Source organism: Brevundimonas sp. TWP2-3-4b2 (assembly GCF_049897345.1).
Taxonomy (GTDB): domain Bacteria; phylum Pseudomonadota; class Alphaproteobacteria; order Caulobacterales; family Caulobacteraceae; genus Brevundimonas.
In genome coordinates this window covers 67,855-85,835 of record NZ_JAFCWB010000003.1, presented here as the reverse complement: position 1 = coordinate 85,835, position 17,981 = coordinate 67,855, and the positions used below count along the sequence as shown (strand labels likewise).

The window sequence follows — 17,981 nt, the reverse complement described above, 5'->3', positions numbered from 1 at the left end:
AAGGCCGCGATTAGGTTGTGACCATCGGCCGGGCGGGGGCGTAGACTGGGTATGAGGAGTTCGACTTGAACTGGCTGTCCCGAAACGCGTCCGCCCGGCTGTCATGCGCAGTCGTCGTCGTCGGCCTGTTGCTGGCCGCGGCGTCGCCTGTCTCGGCCCAGAGCGCCATTCGCGACACCGAGATCGAAGGCATCATCCACGCGTGGTCGGACCCCGTGTTCACCGCCATGGGGCTTGAGCCGTCCGAGATCGAAATCCTGCTCATCAACGAAAACGACCTGAACGCCTTCGCGACGCGCGGCCGCATACTCGGCGTCAACACGGGCCTGATCCTGAAGACCCGCAGCGCCAACGAGCTTCTCGGTGTGATCGCCCACGAGGCAGGCCACATCAAGAATCGCCACACCCTGCGCGACGGAGCCCAGGGTGCCGGCATGCAGCCGATGTTGATGACCATGGCCCTTGGAGCGCTGGCCATCGCCGCCGGCGCGCCGGACGCCGGGGCGGTCCTGCTGGGCAACAGCCAGTATTTCGGCACGCTGAGCGCGCTTCGCTACATGACCCATCAGGAGGGCGAGGCGGACAATACCGGTGCCCGCGCGCTCCAGAATGCCGGAGAATCAGGCCGCGGACTGGTCTCCTTCTTCGAGAATTTCCGGTCGCAGGAAGTCTTCTCCGATCAGCGCCGCTTTCCGTATTTCCGCAGCCACCCCCTGTCGTCCGAGCGGATCGAAAACCTGCGACGCTTCGTCGCCGAACAATCGAACTACGGCCATCAGGACAGTCCGGAACGCGTCGCCGAGCACGCCCTGATCCTGGCCAAGATCCACGCCTTCATGGACGCGCCGAACCAGACGCTGCGTGACTATCCCGAAAGCGATACCTCCGTGCCCGGCCGCTATGCCCGCGCGATCGCCCTGTATCGTGACGGCCAGACGGAAAGAGCCCTGGCCGCGGTCGAAGTCTTCCTGACCGAACAGCCCGAGAACCCTTATTTCTGGGAACTGAAGGGCCAGATCCTGTTCGAGGAGGGCCGCCCGGCTGAAGCCATCGGCGCCCACCAGCGGTCGGTCGAGTTGAAGCCTGACGCGCCCCTGTTGCGCATCAACCTGGCCCATGCCCTGCTGGAAACCCGTGACCCGGCCAGGCTGGCCGAGGCGGTGAACCAGCTGAAGCGCGCCACCGCGCTGGAGCATGACAACACCCTGGGGTGGCGATTGCTGAGCCAAGCCTACGCCAGCCAGAACAAGGAAGGCGAGGCCCGTCTGGCCTCCGCTGAAATGTATTTCGCCATGGGAGCCGAACGGCAGGCCACCCAGTTCGCCCTGCGCGCTCGCGACATGCTGACGCCCGGCACGGCTGACTGGACCCGCGCGATGGACATCGTTTTCGCCTCAGGTGCCACCCAGGACGACGTCGACGACGTCGACCGCCGCAACAGTCGCCGCGACCGGGGCGGCGTCATACCGGCCGCCGGCTGACCCCTTCCCTATCGAGACTCCCATGACCGACGCGCCAGACCCGACGCCCGCAGCCGCGCGATCTGCCGGCTTCTTTGACCGCCCCCGTTCGAGCATGGCGGCGATGGCCGTGTCGCTGGTCGCCCTCGGCCTGGCGGCGGCACCCTATGCGACCGGCAGCGATTTCGATGGACGGGTGCGGACCTATCTGCTGAAAAACCCTGAAATCCTGCAAGAAGTCAGCGCAGCCCTCCAGGAGAGGGAGTCGATCGTTCAGGCCCGGGAGAACGGCGTCCGCACCGATGCGATCAACCAGCGCGCCGCGGGCAACCCGTCCCTCCTGGCCGTCAGTGCCCGGGACCCGGCCTTTGGTCCGGTGGACGCCAAGGTGACGGTGATCGAATTCTTCGACTTCCGCTGCCCCGGGTGCAAGGCGACGGCACCCGACGTCCTGCGCCTCATGCAGGCGCATCCGGACGTTCGCTTCGTATTCAAGGACTGGCCGATCCTGGATCGCGGCACCGACGACGTCTCGCATTATGCCGCACGGGCCGCCCAGGCCGCACATCGTGAGGGCAAATACCTGGTCGTATTCCGCGCCCTGATGGCCGAACCGGCGCTGAACAAGGCGGCGATCGACGGCATTCTGGCGGCGAACGGCGTCGCCACACCGGCGGCACAGACGGCCATGGCGTCGCCGGAGACCGCGCGCCATCTGGCGGATGTCCAGACCTCGGCCTCAGGCCTCGGCCTGATCGGCACCCCGACCTTCTTCATCAATGGCCGGGCCAGCGCCAGCATCCAGCCCGCGGACATCGACCGCGCCATCCGGGCGGCGAAGGCGGGCTGAGCCCGCCTCCGGGCGGCCTCAGCCGATCGCGCCGACGCAACCTTCCTGACCACCGACCGGCAGCACCGTGTCGGTCAGGGACAGGGTCCAGCCATGATGGTTCGCGAGACCGCGACGACGGATACCGCCACCATCTCCGGCGTCCCCGCCGGCGTCGACGATCACGCGCCGGCCGGTGGGAAGCGCCGCCGGATCGATCCGCCCGACGGCCAGTGCAGTCGGCGTCGTCCCGCCGAAGCCGTCGAACACGCTGAGCATCGACCATTCGCGGCGCAGGCCGGTCCACCAGGCGCTGTCGGCGTTGACCGCCAGAACGGCGACGCCATGGCCTTCTGCGGCCCAGGCCAGCGCCGCCTCGGGATCGCGAACGGCGCGCATGTCGGCGGCGGCCCCGAAGCGCAGGCGGGCGCCGTCAAAGGCTCGGGTCGGCTCGACCGGCGACCAGACCTGCACCTTGATCCGCCCCTGACGGGCCAGGCCCCAGCCCACGATCTGTCGCCACAGGGACTCTACCGCCTCACGGTTGTCGGGACGGGCCCGGGCCAGCATCCGCGCCAGCACGGCCTGTTCGCGGTCGGGACGAAGCTTCACATGAGGGCCGGCGGGCGCGTCCTTGGCCTGGCCGACGCGGGCGGCGATGGTGAGACGCCGTTCGAACAGGGCCAGCAACTCGTCATCGAGGGCGTCAATCTCGTGACGCAGGACGGCGAGCGCCAGGTGCTCGGGCGAGATATCGGTTATGACGGCACCGCCGGGGGCGGGCCAGGGTTGCTGGAGAGCAGGCTTGATACTGGAAGGGGGCACGGGAGAAGACTTTCGGTTTCGATCACGGCGGTGAGGGTTTTTGCGAGCCGCCGCCCCGTCGCGGGGCGGTCGCCGGCGAGGCCGTCAGGACGATGTCCCCGACGCCTCAGCCGGCGTATCGAAAGCCGTAGAAATACAGGTCCGCAGCCGCGAAAACGCGGGCGAATGCAGTCGCAGCGATGGCTTGCGAACGGACCATGCCGCTCAAAGGCCGCACGGATCGTGCGGCGTCAACCCGCTTTGATGCTCAACAGGACAAAGCGTGTGCGATTGTCGCTCGAATCCTGAATATCGTTGCGCAGGATCGACAGTTCGTAGACTTCGGCGGCGCGGGCCGGTGCGACAGCGGCGCGCGTGAGGTCGCCGGCTTCGGCCACGGCGCGGGCGGCACCCGCGGTGTCGAACGCCTCGACGGGGGTCAGGCCCATGGCCGCCAGCGAGTCCGGGCATTGTCGCAGGGCGATCGGATGGCTTTCCGCCGTCTTCACCGTTCGCAGGGTGGCCCCCGGTGGGGCCATCAGTGCCAGGCGGATCGGTCGCCAGACTTCCGAGACGATAGTGAGCCCTGCGGCCTCGACCAGTGACGCCGCCGGTTCGACCCGGCCGATGGTGGTGTTCTCGACCGGGATCAGCGCGCAGCCGACCTCGCCCGATTTCAGGGCTTCCAGAGCCGCCTCGAAGGTCGGATAGGCGACCGCGTCATCCCAAGGCCTCAGATCCAGACAGGCTTCGTGGCTGAACGCGCCCGGCGCACCCTGATAGGCGCAGCGTCCGCCGATATCATCGCCCGCGGGCCTGCCGACACCCACCGCGCTCATGCCGCCTCCGACCGGGACCGTCGTCCGGATTTCAGCCGCTCGGCGACCAGGAAGGCCAGCTCGAGGGCCTGGTCCGCGTTCAAACGCGGATCGCAATGGGTGTGATAGCGGCTCGACAGATCATCCTCCGTCAGGGCCTGCGCGCCGCCCAGACATTCGGTGACGTTCTGGCCCGTCATCTCCAGATGCACGCCGCCGGGATGGACGCCCTCGGCCTCGGCCACGTCGATGAAGCCGCGGACCTCGGCCAGAATGCGCTCGAACGGGCGGGTCTTGTAGCCGTTGCCCGCCTTCAGGGTATTGCCGTGCATCGGGTCGATCGACCAGACCACGCGCCGCCCCTCGGCCTTCACCGCCTTCATCAGCCGCGGCAGGCGGTCGCCGACCTTGTCCGCGCCGAAGCGGCCGATCAGGGTCAGACGTCCGGGCGTATTGTCCGGGTTCAGGACGTCGATCAACGCCAGCAGATCGTCGGGCTCCATGGTCGGCCCGCATTTCAGGCCGATCGGGTTCCGGATGCCGCGCGCGAACTCGATATGGGCCCCGTCCAGCTGGCGCGTGCGTTCGCCGATCCAGACCATGTGGGCCGAGGTGTCGAACCATTCGCCGGTTGCCCCGTCGAGACGGGTCAGGGCGCTTTCGAGGTTCAGCAGCAGGGCCTCGTGGCTGGTGAAGACCTCGACCCGGCTCAGGTCCGGGTGGCTCTCGGGCGTGACGCCGACCGCCTCCATGAAGGTCAGGGCCTCGGTAATCTTGTCGGCCAGTTCGCGGTATTTGTGGCCGTAGGCGCTGTCGGTCGCGAACCCCATGGTCCAGCGGTGGATGTTGTACAGGTCGGCGTAACCGCCGCCGGCGAAGGCACGCAGCAGGTTCAGCGTCGAGGCGGACTGGTTGTAGGCGCGCAGCAGCCGCTGCGGATCCGGCACCCGCTCTTCCGGCGTGAAGGCCATGCCGTTGATGATGTCGCCGCGATAGCTGGGCAGGGTCTCGTCGCCGATGGTCTCGAGCGACGACGAGCGCGGCTTGGCGAACTGGCCGGCGATGCGGCCCACCTTCACCACCGGCTTGCCGCCGGCGAAGGTCAGGACCACCGCCATCTGCAGGATCAGCCGGAAGGTGTCGCGGATGTTGTCGGTCGAGAACTCCTTGAAGCTCTCGGCGCAATCGCCGCCCTGGAGCAGGAAGGCCTTGCCCGCCTCGACCTGGGCCAGTTTGGCGGTCAGATGCCGCGCCTCACCCGCGAAGACGAGAGGCGGCAAGGCGCGCAGCTCATCCTCGACCCGGCCAAGCGCGGCCATGTCCGGATAGTCCGTCGGCATCTGCACGACGGGCTTTTGTCTCCAGCTATCGGGGGTCCAGCGGCTACTCATGCCGCCAAGATAGGCGGATGGTCGCCCCGGGACAATGAACCCGGTGTCGCGTTTGTCAGCCTGCCGACATATTTCCGGGCTGCTGCTTGTCTTTCAGCGTCACCAGCTCCTCGGCCATGGTCGGGTGGACCGCGCAGGTCGCATCCCACTGGGCCTTGGTCAGGCCGGCCTTCACGGCGATGGCGGCCAGCTGGATCATCTCGGGGGCCTCGGGGCCGACGATGTGGACGCCGACGACCTTCTGGCTCTCGCCGTCGACCACCAGCTTCATCAGCATCCGCTCGTCCGAGCCGGTGAAGGCGTATTTCATCGGTCGGAAGCGGCTGACGTAGACATCGACCGCCCCGGGACAGGCGTGGCGCGCCTCGTTCTCGGACAGGCCGACGGTGCCGACCGGCGGCTGGCTGAAGACGGCGGTGGCGACCCCTTCATAGTCGAAATGCTGCGGATTGTTCCGGTAGACCGTCTCGTGAAAGGCCACGGCCTCGCGGATGGCGACGGGGGTCAGGTTCATCCGGTCCGTGACGTCGCCGATGGCCCAGATGTTTTCAGCCGTCGTCCTCGACAGCGTATCGACCTGGATCGCGCCCTTGTCGGTCAGCGCCACGCCGGCGGTCTCAAGACCGAGATCCTTGACGTGCGGGACGCGGCCGGTCGCGAACATGACCACATCGGTCTCGATCTCCATGCCGTTTTCCAGCTTGTTGACCAGGCCGGTCGCCGTCTTCTCGATGGACGCGTGCTGGCAGCCGAGGATCACCTTGATGCCGCGTTTCTCGATCTCGCCGGCCAGATGGGCGCGGACGTCGTCGTCGAAGCCCCGCAGGATGTTGGGCCCGCGATAGATCAGGGTGGTCTCGACACCGAGCCCGGCGAAGATGCCGGCGAACTCCACGGCGATATAGCCGCCGCCGGCGATCAGGATGCGCTTCGGCAGTTCCGGCAGGTGGAAGGCCTCTTCCGAGGTGATGGCGTGTTCGACACCGGCCAGATCCGTCGGCATCCACGGCCGGCCACCGGTGGCGATCAGAATCTTTTCTGCCGTGATGGTCTGGCTCTCCCCGCCGTCGCGGTGCGTCACCTCGACCGTGTGCGCGTCCTTCAACACCGCACGGCCGTGGACCAGGTCGACGCCCGCCTTGCCCAGATTGGCGACATAGATGCCCGACAGGCGGGCGATCTCGACGTCCTTGACCTGAAGGAATTTGGGCCAGTCAAAGGCGGCGTCAATGGTCCAGCCATAGCCCTCGGCCGTATGGAACTGGTGCGAGAAGTCCGAGGCCATGACCATGAATTTCTTGGGCACACAGCCGCGGATCACACAGGTGCCCCCGACCCGGAACTCTTCGGCGATGGCGACACGCTTGCCGCCCAGCGCCGTCAGCCGCGCGGCGCGGACTCCGCCCGAGCCGGCACCGATGACGAAGAGGTCGTAGTCGTAGGTCGTCATAGAGGCTCCGGATTCAGACTCTGGCGTAACAAAAACCGCGTCTGAATAGTCTGAATCGTCTGAAATCAGCGGCGAGTGGACTGACGCGTGCCCGCACTTAGGCGTTGCACCGAACCGTCGCTAGAGCACCCTCGCCTCGACTCCGGTTTCAGTACCGATGATCGCCTCGTCCGCGAGATCGAGGAACAGGCCGTGTTCGACCACGCCGGTGATCAGTTTCAGATCGTCGGCCAGACGCACCGGATCGTGGATCACGCCACATCTCGCGTCATAGATCAGATTGCCGCCGTCAGTCCGGACCAGGCCGCGCTCGGCCATGCGGACCCGCGCGGGCATGGCGATGTCGTGGTCGGCCAGCACATCGGCGATGCGGTTGGCGGTGGTCTTGTGGCCGAAGGCGACCACCTCGATCGGCAGGGCGAAGGCACCGAGCGTCTTCACCACCTTGGCGGTGTCAGCGATGACGATACAGCGCGTCGACGCCTCCCAGACCAGTTTCTCACGCAGCAGGGCCGCGCCGCCGCCCTTGATCAGGGCCAGGCCCGGCCCGATCTCGTCGGCCCCGTCGACGGTCAGGTCGATGCGCGGGGTGTCCTCAAGGGTCGACAGGGTCAGGCCGAGTTCGCGGGCCAGTTCGGCGGTCGCCTCCGACGTCGGCACGCAGCGCAGGCCGGTCAGGTTGCGGGCGGCCAGCGCCTTGACGAACCACGCCGCGGTCGAGCCGGTGCCGAGACCGACGACCATGCCGGCTTCGACCCGGAGGGCGGCGGCTTCGCCGGCGTGGCGCTTCTGATCGTCCGCGCTCACGTCTTCGCCGCCTTCTTCGCCCGCATGGTCGCCATGAACCGCGCCGCCCAGCCCGCCCTGGCCGTCTGCTCGCCGCGCCCCAGCGCCAGATCCCCCGGTGCCACGTCCTTCGTAATCACCGATCCCGACCCGACCATGGCGCCCGCGCCAATGGTCACCGGTGCCACCAGCGCGCTGTTGGAGCCGACGAAGGCTCCGTCCCCGACCACCGTCCGATGTTTGAAGAAGCCGTCGTAGTTACAGAAGATCGTGCCCGCGCCGATGTTGGCCTTCGCCCCCACCTCGCCGTCGCCCAGATAGGCCAGGTGGTTGGCCTTGGACCCGGCGTCCATGCGGACGTTCTTGACCTCGACGAAATTGCCGACCTTGACCCCCTCGCCCAGATCCGCGCCGGGACGCAGTCGGGCGTAGGGACCGACTTCGGCACCCGGGGCTACGACGGCCCCCTCGATATGGCTGAAGCTGCGGATCCGGGCTCCGCCGGCGATCTTCGCGCCGGGGCCGAACACGACATAGGGCTCGATCGTCGTGCCGCCACCCACCTGGGTGTCGAACGCGAAATGCACGGTGTCGGGGGCCGGCATGGTCACGCCGGCGGCCAGAAACGCCTCGCGCTGAACCTTCTGGAACAGGGCCTCGGCCACGGCCAGTTCGCCCTGGGCGTTGACGCCCATGACCGCGTCCTCATCGGCGAAGACGGCCCGGGTCGGAGCGCCGCGCCTGCGGGCCAGCTCGACCACGTCGGTCAGATAGAATTCGCCCTTGGCGTTGTCGTTCTTCACCTCGGCCAGCAGGTCGAACAGCAGGCCGACCGGCGCGGCCATGACACCCGAGTTGCAGGCCGTCAGGGCCAGAACCTCGGGCGAGGCTTCCTTGGCCTCTGTGATGGCGGCCAGCGCGTCGCCGTCCATGACCAGCCGACCATAGGCTCCCGGATCGCGGGCCTCGAAGCCGATGACGGTGACGCCCTCGTGGGCGGCGAAGACCGGCTCGATGTCGGCGGCGCGCAGCAGGGGCACGTCGCCATAGGTGATGACCACCTGGCCCACAAAATCGCCCAGCACGGCCTCGGCGGCGCGGACGGCGTGGCCGGTGCCCAGCGGCGGGTCTTGAACGGCGATGGCGTCCTCGCCCAGCCGTTTGACGACGTGGTCGCGTACCTCGGGCGAATGGGCCCCGACGACAACCACGATGCGCTCGCAGCCCAGGGCCTCGGCGGCGTCGATGGCGTGGTCCAGCATGGCCCGGCCGCCGACCGGATGCAGCACCTTGGGCAAGGCCGACTTCATGCGCGTGCCCTGACCGGCAGCGAGGATGATGGCGGCCCTTCCCTGGACAGGATGGGACTGGGGATGGGTGGTCATGAATCGGTCCGGAGGCTAATCACGCCCGAGGTCTAGCCCATCGGGGCAGCCAACGGGAGAGACGGGTGACAGAGCGCGACCTGGAAGGCTGGACCATCGCCTTCGATCTGGACGGGACGCTGGTGGAGACGCACCTCGACCTGGTCGGGACGCTGAACCGGATGCTGGTCCGCCACGGCCTGCCTGAGGCCCCGATGGAGAGCGCCTCGTCTCTGATCGGCGGCGGCGCCCGGGCGCTGCTTCAGCATGGTTTCGAGCGCGCCGGCGCACCCTGGAACGAGGCGCAGGCCCCCGATCTGTTCGATGCCTTCATCGCCGACTACATCGACCATATCGCCGACCATTCGCGTCCGTTCGACGGCGTGGTCGAGACGCTGGAACGGCTGGCGGCGCGGGGGGCGATCCTGTGCGTCGCGACCAACAAGCGGACCGACCTGTCCCTGATGCTGCTCGACCGCCTCGACCTGACGCGCCATTTCGCGGTCGTGGCCGGACCGGACCGGGTCAGCGCGCGCAAGCCCTCGGGGGCGCACCTGAGGGATGCGGTCACCCTGGCGGGCGGCGATCCGGCGCGCGCCATCATGGTCGGTGACGCCGCCCCTGACACCGGTGCAGCGCGGGACGCGGACATGCTCTGTATCGTGGCCACCTTCGGCTACAGCCCCATCCCTCCCGAGGACCTGGGCGGCGACGTGCTGATCGATTCCTTCGAAGACGTCGAGGAGGCGATCGACGGCCTGCTGTCAGACCTTTATGTTCTGCGGGCCCTGTCGAAGGTCTGAGCCGCCGACCCCGCCGACCGGGCGGCGGTATCTCCCATCTTGCGCCACGCGGGCCAGCGGGCTATGTCGCCGCCTCCCCGTTTCGACGGGGCACGACTGATGGATGCGTAGCTCAGCGGGAGAGCACCTCGTTCACACCGAGGGGGTCACAGGTTCAATCCCTGTCGCATCCACCATCTCCCCTTCAGTCCCTCAGCGCCCGCCCGCCGCCGCCGCGACCGCCGGCAGGCGCACGATGACGTCGTCCACCTGCACCCCGCCCCGGTCGACGACCAGATTCTGGTAGTTGCGCTGGCCGTCCTGGGTTTCGGATTCGACGCCCTCGACCTGGTCGCGGAACTGGCGACGCAGATAGGTGGCCAGCTCACCGGCGGTGACCAGCCGGTCGCCGTCGCCGTCGGCCTCGCCGCCCATGCCCGCGCGCAGGAAATGGGACAGATAGCCGCCGGCCTGGAACTTGTCGGCCACGGCACTGGTCAAGTCTTCTTCCGAGCTGAACAGGCCCATCACGCCCGGCCGATCGACGACATTGCGCGCGAAACCGCCCGAGAAGCAGCTGTCCAGGACCAGCAGTGACAGCCGGGTGCGCAGGCTGCCGAACAGGCCGGCCATGTCGACATCGCTGATCTCGCCGTCACGCAGGACGATGGCCTCGGACTTGCCGTCCGGTTCCAGCCCGCTGACCGGGATCTCCGACTGGTCACCGTGGCCCGAGAAGAAGAACAGGAAGGTGTCCTCAGGCCCGGCCTCGGCTGCGACCTGGGCGAAGGCCCGACGCACGCCGGCGACCGTGGCCTCGGCATTGGTCAGGACGATGCTGGCGTCATTCAGCGAGCCGTCCGTGCGCAGGGTCTCGGACAGTTTGCGCGCGTCCTCGTCGGTGAAATCGAGATTGTTCTGGGCCCCGCCATAATCGGACACCCCGACCATGACCGCGAACACCCTCGCCCCGCCCTGTACCGAGGCCTGGCGCGGTGAGCCGAGGCTGGGGCTGACACTGAAGCGGTAGGAGCCCGTTTCGCCGGGGGCGTAGGAGGTCACCAGGACCTGGTATTCGCCATCCTCGGACAACACGGTGTCGAGCCGGCTGTCGTGGCCGCCGTCGCGGGCGTCGTCATTCTCCTGCTGGTCGCCCGATGGGGTGGTCAGGATGGTGTAGGCGTCAAAGGCCGAGGAGGTCAGTTCCACCGCCACCCGCTGGCCGCGCTGGCCGGTGAAGCGGAAGCGGTCGACATATTCACCCGTCTCCAGCGTGCCGTCGCCGGCATCCAGAGAGCCACTCACGGCCTGGCCGATGGCGATCTCGCCGGTCGCCGAAGCGCGTTCGGACGGGCGGACCGCCGGGGGCGCGGGCGTTGCAGCCCCGGTACCGTCCAGCACGGCCAGCCGATAGCCCCCCTGCTCGCCCGAGGCATAGCTGGTCGCGGTGATGCGGTAGTCGCCGTCGGCCGGCAGGGTCACGACCAGCCGGCTGTTCCGCCCGTCGTTGACCGCCGGATCGTCGTCGTTGAAGGTTGAAAAGCCGTCCGGGCCGCTGATCGCGACATAGGGGTCGAAGGCCGAGGAGGTCATCCTCAGGTCCAGCGCCTGCCCACGCCGTCCCCGCAGCACATAGCTGTTGATGTATTCGCCGCTGTCGAGTTGGCGGTCCCCGGCACCGAGCCGGCCGTCGACGGTCTGGCCGAGCCGAACGGTACGGTCCGAGGCGGCCACGGCCGCCCGGGACGCGGCGGGCGTCGCAGCGGCCCCGCCCAGCGTCAGGGTGTAGGCCCCTGTCTCGCCGCTCTGATAGCTGGTCGCCGACACCACCACCAGTCCGTCGGCCGGGGCGGTGAATCGCACCCGGCTGTCGCGCGAGCCGCGCGCGGCCGGATCGTCGTCATTGTCCTCACTCAGCCCCCCGGGGCCGCGGACGATCAGATAGGGGTCGAAACTCGCAGCCGAGAGACTGAGCTCATAGCTCTGGCCGCGCCGGACCGCAAAGGTCCAGTCATCGGCGTATTCGCCGCTCTGCAGGGTGTCATCGCCCCGTGCCAGCTGGCCGCGAACGGGCCGTCCGCTGGTCAGGGAGCCCGCCCCCTGGGCCTCGGGCATCGATGTCTGTTGCGCGGTCGGAGCGGTCTGAACCGGCCTCTGCGGCGGTGTCAGCGCCTGGGCGCAGGCGGCACCGGCCATCGAGACGAGCGTCAGGGCCGTGGTGGCGGCGAGTATGGTCTTCAGCATGCGGTCCCCCTAGAGCCAGTCTGCCCCCGGAACGCCGGTCTGTCAGTCGTCATTTTCAGCGGGCAGATGTCGACAGGGCCACCCTTCGGCCTTGTTCCGGGCGCAAACACCGCGCCCTTCGCCGGTCGCCCTCTCTCCGGGGCGAGACTGGCGCGCGCCGCGTTGGCGCCTTACGGACTGCCCATGCCTTTCCCCGCCAGTCATCCCGCGCTTGACCGCGCCCTTTCCGAACGCGGCTATGCCGAGCCCACGCCGGTACAGTCCGCTGTCCTGGACGCCGCACCCAATGAAGACGGCTCCGGTCGCGACCTGCTCGTCTCGGCCCAGACCGGTTCAGGCAAGACCGTCGCCTTCGGTCTGGCGCTGGCCCCCACCCTTCTGGGCGAGGCCGAGAAATTCGCCGAGTTCGGAGCGCCCGTCGCCCTGGTCATCGCCCCGACCCGCGAGCTGGCCCTGCAGGTGTCGAACGAACTCCAGTGGCTCTACGCCCAGACCGGTGCCCGGATCGTCTCCTGCGTCGGCGGCATGGACCCCAAGGTCGAGCGCCAGGCGCTGAACCGCGGCTGCCACATCGTCGTGGGCACCCCCGGCCGCCTGCGCGACCACGTGGAGCGCGGCTCGCTGGACCTGTCGACCCTGAAGGCCGTCGTGCTGGATGAAGCCGACGAGATGCTGGACATGGGCTTCCAGGAAGACCTGACCTTCATCCTCAACGCCGCGCCGGCCGAACGCCGCACGCTGATGTTCTCGGCCACCCTGGCGCGCGACATCGTGCAACTGGCCAAGACCTATCAGAAGAACGCATTCCGGATCGACACGGTCGCGGGCAACGCCTCGCACGCCGACATCGAATACAAGGCCATTCGCGTCGCCCCGAACGAGGTCGAACTGGCCGTCGTCAACGTGCTGCGCTATTTCGAGGCCCCTGGCGCGCTGGTGTTCGCCAACACCCGCGAGCGGGTCAAGCATCTGACATCCAGCCTGCGGGAACGCGGCTTCTCGGTCGTCGGCCTGTCCGGCGAACTGACCCAGAGCCAGCGCTCGGAAGCCTTGCAAGCGCTGCGTGACGGCCACGCCCGGGTTTGCGTCGCCACCGACGTGGCCGCTCGCGGCCTCGACCTGCCGGACCTGGGTCTGGTCATCCACGCCGAGATCCCGGTCAACAAGGCCGGCCTGCTGCACCGTTCGGGCCGTACCGGTCGCGCCGGCAAGAAGGGCGTCTCGGTCCTGCTGGTCAGTTACACGCGCCGCCGCAAGGTCGAGCTGATGCTGCAGTCGGCCTCGATCAAGGCCGAATGGTCCGGCCCGCCTTCGGCCGAGATGATCCTCGCCAACGACCATGTCCGGATGCTGGCCGATCCGGTGCTGATCGCGCCGGTCGAGGACGAGGCCGTCCTGGCCCTCGGCAAGCAGTTGCTGGAAAAGAGCACGCCCGAGCAGATCGCGGCCGCCCTGATCCGCCTCTATCAGCAGAAGCTGCCGGCTCCGGAAGACGTCTATGACGACGACCGGATGAAGCGCCAGCAGGAGACCGGCAAGAACGACAAGGGCCAGGCCGATGTTCCGTACACGGACTTTGCCCGTGGCGGCGACATGACCTGGTACCGGATCAACATCGGCCGCGACAAGAACGCCGATCCGAAATGGCTGATGCCGACCATCTGCCGCCTCGGCCATGTCACCAAGCGCGACATCGGCTCGATCAAGATCTTCGAGCGCGAGACCAAGTTCGAGATTACCCAGGAAATGCAGGCCAAATTCGAGGCCGCGATCGCCCTGGGACTCGAGGACGGCGTCAAGATCGATCCGGCGGTGAAGCCGGGCCCGGGCGAGAAGCCGGTCAGCCGCTGGGACAAGAAGCCCGCGGGCGACCGCCCGACCGGCGACCGTCCCGAGCGCAAGCCCTGGGCCGGGCGCGAGGACGGGGGCGACAAGCCCGCGTGGAAGCCGCGCGAAGGCGATGGCGCGAAAAAGCCCTGGGTGAAGCGCGACGAGGCCGCGCCTGCAGACGGCAAGAAGCCCTGGGTCAAGCGTGACGACAGCGCGGCTCCGGCCGCGAAAAAGCCGTGGAAGGCCCGCGAGGAGGGTGGCGACAAGCCCGCCTGGAAGCCCCGCGAAGACCGCCCGGAAGGTGAGAAGAAGCCCTGGGTGAAGCGCGAGGACTCCCCTGCGCCCGCCGCCGAGGGCAAGAAACCCTGGGTCAAGCGTACGCCGAACGATCCGACCCCGGAGGGCAAGAAGCCCTGGGTGAAGAAGCCCCCGGTCGAGGGCAAGACACCGTGGGCCCCGCGCTCTGACGCCGAGGCCGCCCCGGCCGCCGCCGGCGACAAGCCGTGGAAGGGCAAGCCCAAGGGCGGCGATCGTCCGTGGGCCGCCAAGGACGCGCGCGGCAAGCCCGCCGAGGCGCGGGCACCCTACAAGGGCAAGGGTCCCCGCTAACCCCTGCCCGCCCCGCTCGAGGTGAGGATTGATCCGCTCCTGTAACCGTTTACGGTGACCGCAAAATCCGGCCTGAAGCCGCGCGAAGCGCGGCAGGCCAACCAGGAAACTGCGGGCAGGAAACAGTATGGCGGACGTCCGGCTGACCGGCGTGACCAAGAGCTTCGGCACCACAGAGGTGCTGAAGGGAATCGATCTCGACATCGCTGACGGCGAATTCGTGGTCTTCGTCGGGCCGTCGGGCTGCGGCAAGTCCACCCTGCTGCGCACCATCGCCGGGCTGGAAGAGGAAAGCGGCGGCGACATCGCCATCGGCGGGCGGTCGGTCACCGGCCTGTCGCCGTCCGACCGGGGCATCGCCATGGTGTTCCAGTCCTACGCCCTCTACCCGCACATGAGCGTCTACGAAAACATGGCGTTTGGTCTGAAGCTGGCGAAAGCCGACAAGGCCGAGATCGACCGGCGGGTGCGCGGGGCGGCCGAGACGCTGAACATCACCGACTATCTGGACCGCAAGCCCAAGGCCCTGTCGGGCGGCCAGCGCCAGCGGGTCGCCATCGGCCGGGCCATCGTGCGGGAGCCGCAGGTCTTCCTCTTCGACGAGCCCCTGTCCAACCTCGACGCCGCCCTGCGGGTGCGGATGCGCTATGAGTTCGCCAGCCTGCACGAGCGGCTGAAGACGACCATGGTCTATGTCACCCACGACCAGGTCGAGGCCATGACCCTGGCCGACCGGATCGTGGTGCTGAATGCGGGCCGGATCGAGCAGGTCGGCGCGCCGATGGACCTGTACCAACACCCGCGCAACCTGTTCGTGGCCGAGTTCATCGGCAGTCCGAAGATGAACCTGCTGGCCGCCGAGATCGTTACCGCGACCGCAAAGGGCGCGACGGTGCTGACGGCGGCGGGCGAGACACTGAAGGTCGCGGTCAATGCGGCGCGGGCGAAGGTCGGCGACAAGGTCACCCTCGGCATCCGGCCCGAACATCTGACCTTGGCGGGCAAGGGCGATTCCGTGAGCGCGAAGGTCACCTTCGTGGAGACGCTGGGACACGCGACCTATGCCTATCTGGCGGCGGGCGACGCGCCGGTGACGGTCCTGCTGCCCGGGGATGCGCGACCCTCGGCGGGCGAGACGCTGAGCCTGCGCGTGCCGGCTGATCAGGCGCATCTGTTCGACGCGAACGGCGAGGCGTTCGCCCGGCACTAGCCACCTCGTGTTGCATCGCACAACGCAACGCTTCTAGATGATCGGATGCCCGCACCGGCCACGCTCACCGTTGACCTGAATGCCCTCGCCGCCAACTTTCACACGTTGGAAGCCGCAGGCGGCGTCGCCGTGCATCCGGTGGTCAAGGCCGACAGCTACGGGCTGGGTGCCGCGGCCTGCGCGGCGCGGCTGATGGCTGAGGGCGCGCGGACCTTCTTCGTGGCCCGGACCAGCGAGGGCGAACGACTGCGTGCCGCCCTGGGCGCGGCACCGGCCATCTATGTGCTCGACGGGTGTCTGACCGGACGGGCGGCCCGGCTGAGGTCCGCCGACCTTCGCCCGGTGCTGAACACCGGAGCCCAGCAGTCCGAATGGCAGGCGGCGGGCGGCGGGCCGTGCGGCCTGCAGATCGACACCGGCATGAACCGGCTCGGCTTCCGGCCCGAGGACGCCCCCGAGCCGTTCGCAGGGCTGGATCTGGTCCTGAGCCATCTGGCCTGCGCCGACGATCCGGCCGAGCCGATGAACGCCCGGCAGCGGGATGCCTTTGCCGCAGCGGCCGGGCACTATCCGGGGACGGTCCGGTCATTCGCCAACTCCGGCGGCGTGTTCCTGGGCCCGGACTATGCCTTTGACGCGCTGCGGCCCGGCGTCTGTCTGTACGGCGGCGGACCGGAGGGTCGGCCCGATGACCGCATCCGGCCGGTCGCCACGCTCGCGGCCGAGGTGTTGCAGGTGCGCGAGGTCCCCGCGGGCGAAAGCGTCGGCTATTCGCGCGGCTTCATCGCCAGTCGCCCCGCCCGGATCGCGACCTGTGCCACAGGCTATGCCGACGGCGTGCTGCGCAGCTACAGCCCGCGCGGGCTGGTCTTTGTCGCCGGCGAGATGCGGCCCATCGTCGGCCGGGTGTCGATGGATGTCTGCGCCGTCGACGTCAGCGGCCTGGAGGTCACGGTCGGCGACCGGGTGGAACTGTTCGGCGCCAACCGGATGCTCGATGACGCGGCCAATGCGGCGGGAACGATCGCCTATGAGCTGCTGACCTCGGTTACAGCGCGAGTGCCGCGCGTCTACGCCGGCTAGCCCCTTCAGCGTGCGTCGCGCACGACGGCCCCGCCCTTGATGACCACCGGCACCGTCTCAAGAGCCCGCACATCCGCCAGCGGATCGCCCGACACCGCGATCAGGTCGCCGTAGCGGCCCGCAACGACCGCGCCGACGTCGCCCTCGCGGCCCAGCGCCTGCGCCGCGTTCCAGGTCGCCGAGCGGATCGCCTCGGCCGGGGTCATGCCGTAGTCCACCATGACCGCGAACTGTCTGGCGTTCTGGCCGTGCGGATAGATGGCAGCGTCCGAGCCGAACACCATCCGGGCCCCGGCCCGGTGGGCGGCGCGGAAATTGTCGCGCTGCAGCTGGCCGATCTCGCGGTCCTTGCGCAGATTGTCCTCGGTCACGCCGAACTCGATGCCCGTCGCCTGGGTGAAGTCGGTGTTGTAGATGTCCATCGATAGCCAGGTGCCGTGCTGGACCGCCAGGCGGATGCCCTCGGCGTCGATCAGCGAGGCGTGTTCGATGGTGTCGATGCCGGCGCGGATGGCGTCGGCGATGCCCGCGGCGCCGTGGGCGTGGGCGGCGACCTTGAGGCCCCACATATGGGCCTCGTCGGCGACGGCGGTCAGTTCGGCCAGGGTCATCTGCTGCTGGCCGGGCTCGGTGTTGCGCGAGAAGACCCCGCCGGTGGCGCAGACCTTGATGACCTGGGCCCCGTATTTGCGCACTTCGCGCACCGCATGGCGGGCGTTCTCGACGCCATCGGTGTTGAAGGGACTGGCCTTGGCGAACGAATACGGCAGGCCGGTCGTGTCGCAGTGCCCGCCTGTGGCCCCGAACGAGGCACCGGCCGGAATGACGCGGGGTCCCGGCACGAAGCCGCCGTCGATGGCCTGTCGCAGGGCGACATCGGCGAAGGCGGGGCCGCCGACGTTGCGCACGGTGGTGAAGCCGGCGTTCAGCGTCGCCAGGGCATTCGGGACCTGCAGCACCGCGCCGAAGTCATCCGCATAGTCCAGCTCGTTCCAGCCCGACACATAGGGGGTCGAGGCCAGGTGCACATGCATGTCGATCAGGCCGGGCAGCAGGGTCAGGCCCGGCAGGTCAAGGCAGCGCGCGTCCGCCGGCAGGCCGGCGGGGACAGCGGTCCCGACCGCGGTGATGCGACCGTCCGTGACGACGACGACCGGATTTGCGACATAGCGGCCGCGCTCGACATCGACCATCCGGGCGGCCGTGACGACCAGGGTGTCGGCGTGGGCGGGGGCGGCGAGGCCGAGCGTGAGCGCAATGGCGGCGGCGGCCAGACGGTGCAGCATGAATATTCTCCCTGTGACGGCCACGCTCGCACAGC

At 68.6% G+C, this 17,981-nt stretch carries 14 protein-coding genes and 1 tRNA gene; 7 read left to right on the top strand and 8 right to left on the bottom strand.

Features of this window, described 5'->3' with window-relative positions:
• The first annotated feature begins 65 nt into the window (after nt 1-65).
• Nucleotides 66-1,481: a M48 family metalloprotease gene (locus ACP7AS_RS07415; protein WP_426028234.1), complete on the top strand. Its 1,416-nt coding sequence runs from the start codon at nt 66-68 to the stop codon at nt 1,479-1,481.
• A 22-nt stretch (nt 1,482-1,503) separates the two neighbouring features.
• Nucleotides 1,504-2,310 (top strand): thioredoxin domain-containing protein, encoded by an 807-nt coding sequence (locus ACP7AS_RS07410; protein WP_426028233.1) that lies wholly within the window; start codon nt 1,504-1,506, stop codon nt 2,308-2,310.
• A gap of 18 nt (nt 2,311-2,328) precedes the next feature.
• On the opposite strand, the gene ACP7AS_RS07405 is transcribed toward ACP7AS_RS07410, so the two are convergent.
• The 6 genes from ACP7AS_RS07405 to glmU all read right to left on the bottom strand — a co-directional run bounded on the left by ACP7AS_RS07405 (nt 2,329) and on the right by glmU (nt 8,923).
• The gene (locus ACP7AS_RS07405; RefSeq protein WP_426028232.1) at nt 2,329-3,114 is read right to left on the bottom strand and encodes a chorismate mutase; all 786 of its coding nucleotides are present in this window, start codon (nt 3,112-3,114) and stop codon (nt 2,329-2,331) included.
• A 230-nt stretch (nt 3,115-3,344) separates the two neighbouring features.
• Nucleotides 3,345-3,932 carry a prephenate dehydratase domain-containing protein gene (locus ACP7AS_RS07400; RefSeq protein WP_426028231.1) on the bottom strand — a complete coding sequence of 196 codons (588 nt, stop codon included), beginning with the start codon at nt 3,930-3,932 and terminating at the stop codon, nt 3,345-3,347.
• A complete protein-coding gene (locus tag ACP7AS_RS07395; RefSeq protein ID WP_426028230.1) occupies nt 3,929-5,302 on the bottom strand; it encodes a class II 3-deoxy-7-phosphoheptulonate synthase in 1,374 nt (457 codons plus the stop codon). The genes ACP7AS_RS07400 and ACP7AS_RS07395 overlap by 4 nt, the downstream gene beginning before the upstream one ends.
• Nucleotides 5,303-5,357: 55 nt before the next feature.
• On the bottom strand, nt 5,358-6,752 hold the full coding sequence (gor, locus tag ACP7AS_RS07390; protein WP_426028229.1) for a glutathione-disulfide reductase: 1,395 nt from the start codon (nt 6,750-6,752) through the stop codon (nt 5,358-5,360).
• 120 nt (nt 6,753-6,872) lie between these two features.
• Nucleotides 6,873-7,559 carry a ribose-5-phosphate isomerase RpiA gene (gene rpiA / locus ACP7AS_RS07385; RefSeq protein ID WP_426028228.1) on the bottom strand — a complete coding sequence of 229 codons (687 nt, stop codon included), beginning with the start codon at nt 7,557-7,559 and terminating at the stop codon, nt 6,873-6,875.
• The gene (gene glmU, locus ACP7AS_RS07380) at nt 7,556-8,923 is read right to left on the bottom strand and encodes a bifunctional UDP-N-acetylglucosamine diphosphorylase/glucosamine-1-phosphate N-acetyltransferase GlmU (protein WP_426028227.1); all 1,368 of its coding nucleotides are present in this window, start codon (nt 8,921-8,923) and stop codon (nt 7,556-7,558) included. The genes rpiA and glmU overlap by 4 nt, the downstream gene beginning before the upstream one ends.
• Nucleotides 8,924-8,988: 65 nt before the next feature.
• Here glmU and ACP7AS_RS07375 point away from each other — a divergent pair, with 65 nt between their 5' ends.
• Nucleotides 8,989-9,705, top strand: coding sequence for an HAD hydrolase-like protein (locus tag ACP7AS_RS07375; RefSeq protein ID WP_426028226.1), 717 nt, complete (start codon nt 8,989-8,991; stop codon nt 9,703-9,705).
• Between the two features lie 101 nt (nt 9,706-9,806).
• Nucleotides 9,807-9,881: transfer RNA gene (locus tag ACP7AS_RS07370), tRNA-Val, on the top strand.
• Between the two features lie 16 nt (nt 9,882-9,897).
• On the opposite strand, the gene ACP7AS_RS07365 is transcribed toward ACP7AS_RS07370, so the two are convergent.
• The gene (locus tag ACP7AS_RS07365; protein ID WP_426028225.1) at nt 9,898-11,928 is read right to left on the bottom strand and encodes a pre-peptidase C-terminal domain-containing protein; all 2,031 of its coding nucleotides are present in this window, start codon (nt 11,926-11,928) and stop codon (nt 9,898-9,900) included.
• A 183-nt stretch (nt 11,929-12,111) separates the two neighbouring features.
• Here ACP7AS_RS07365 and ACP7AS_RS07360 point away from each other — a divergent pair, with 183 nt between their 5' ends.
• The 3 genes from ACP7AS_RS07360 to alr all read left to right on the top strand — a co-directional run bounded on the left by ACP7AS_RS07360 (nt 12,112) and on the right by alr (nt 16,660).
• On the top strand, nt 12,112-14,367 hold the full coding sequence (locus ACP7AS_RS07360; RefSeq protein WP_426028224.1) for a DEAD/DEAH box helicase: 2,256 nt from the start codon (nt 12,112-12,114) through the stop codon (nt 14,365-14,367).
• Between the two features lie 127 nt (nt 14,368-14,494).
• Complete coding sequence (locus tag ACP7AS_RS07355) at nt 14,495-15,577, top strand: ABC transporter ATP-binding protein (protein ID WP_426028223.1); 1,083 nt, start codon at nt 14,495-14,497, stop codon at nt 15,575-15,577.
• A gap of 45 nt (nt 15,578-15,622) precedes the next feature.
• Nucleotides 15,623-16,660 (top strand): alanine racemase, encoded by a 1,038-nt coding sequence (alr, locus tag ACP7AS_RS07350; protein WP_426028222.1) that lies wholly within the window; start codon nt 15,623-15,625, stop codon nt 16,658-16,660.
• A gap of 5 nt (nt 16,661-16,665) precedes the next feature.
• Here alr and ACP7AS_RS07345 read toward each other — a convergent pair whose 3' ends face one another.
• Nucleotides 16,666-17,946 (bottom strand): amidohydrolase family protein, encoded by a 1,281-nt coding sequence (locus ACP7AS_RS07345; protein WP_426028221.1) that lies wholly within the window; start codon nt 17,944-17,946, stop codon nt 16,666-16,668.
• Nucleotides 17,947-17,981 lie beyond the last annotated feature (35 nt).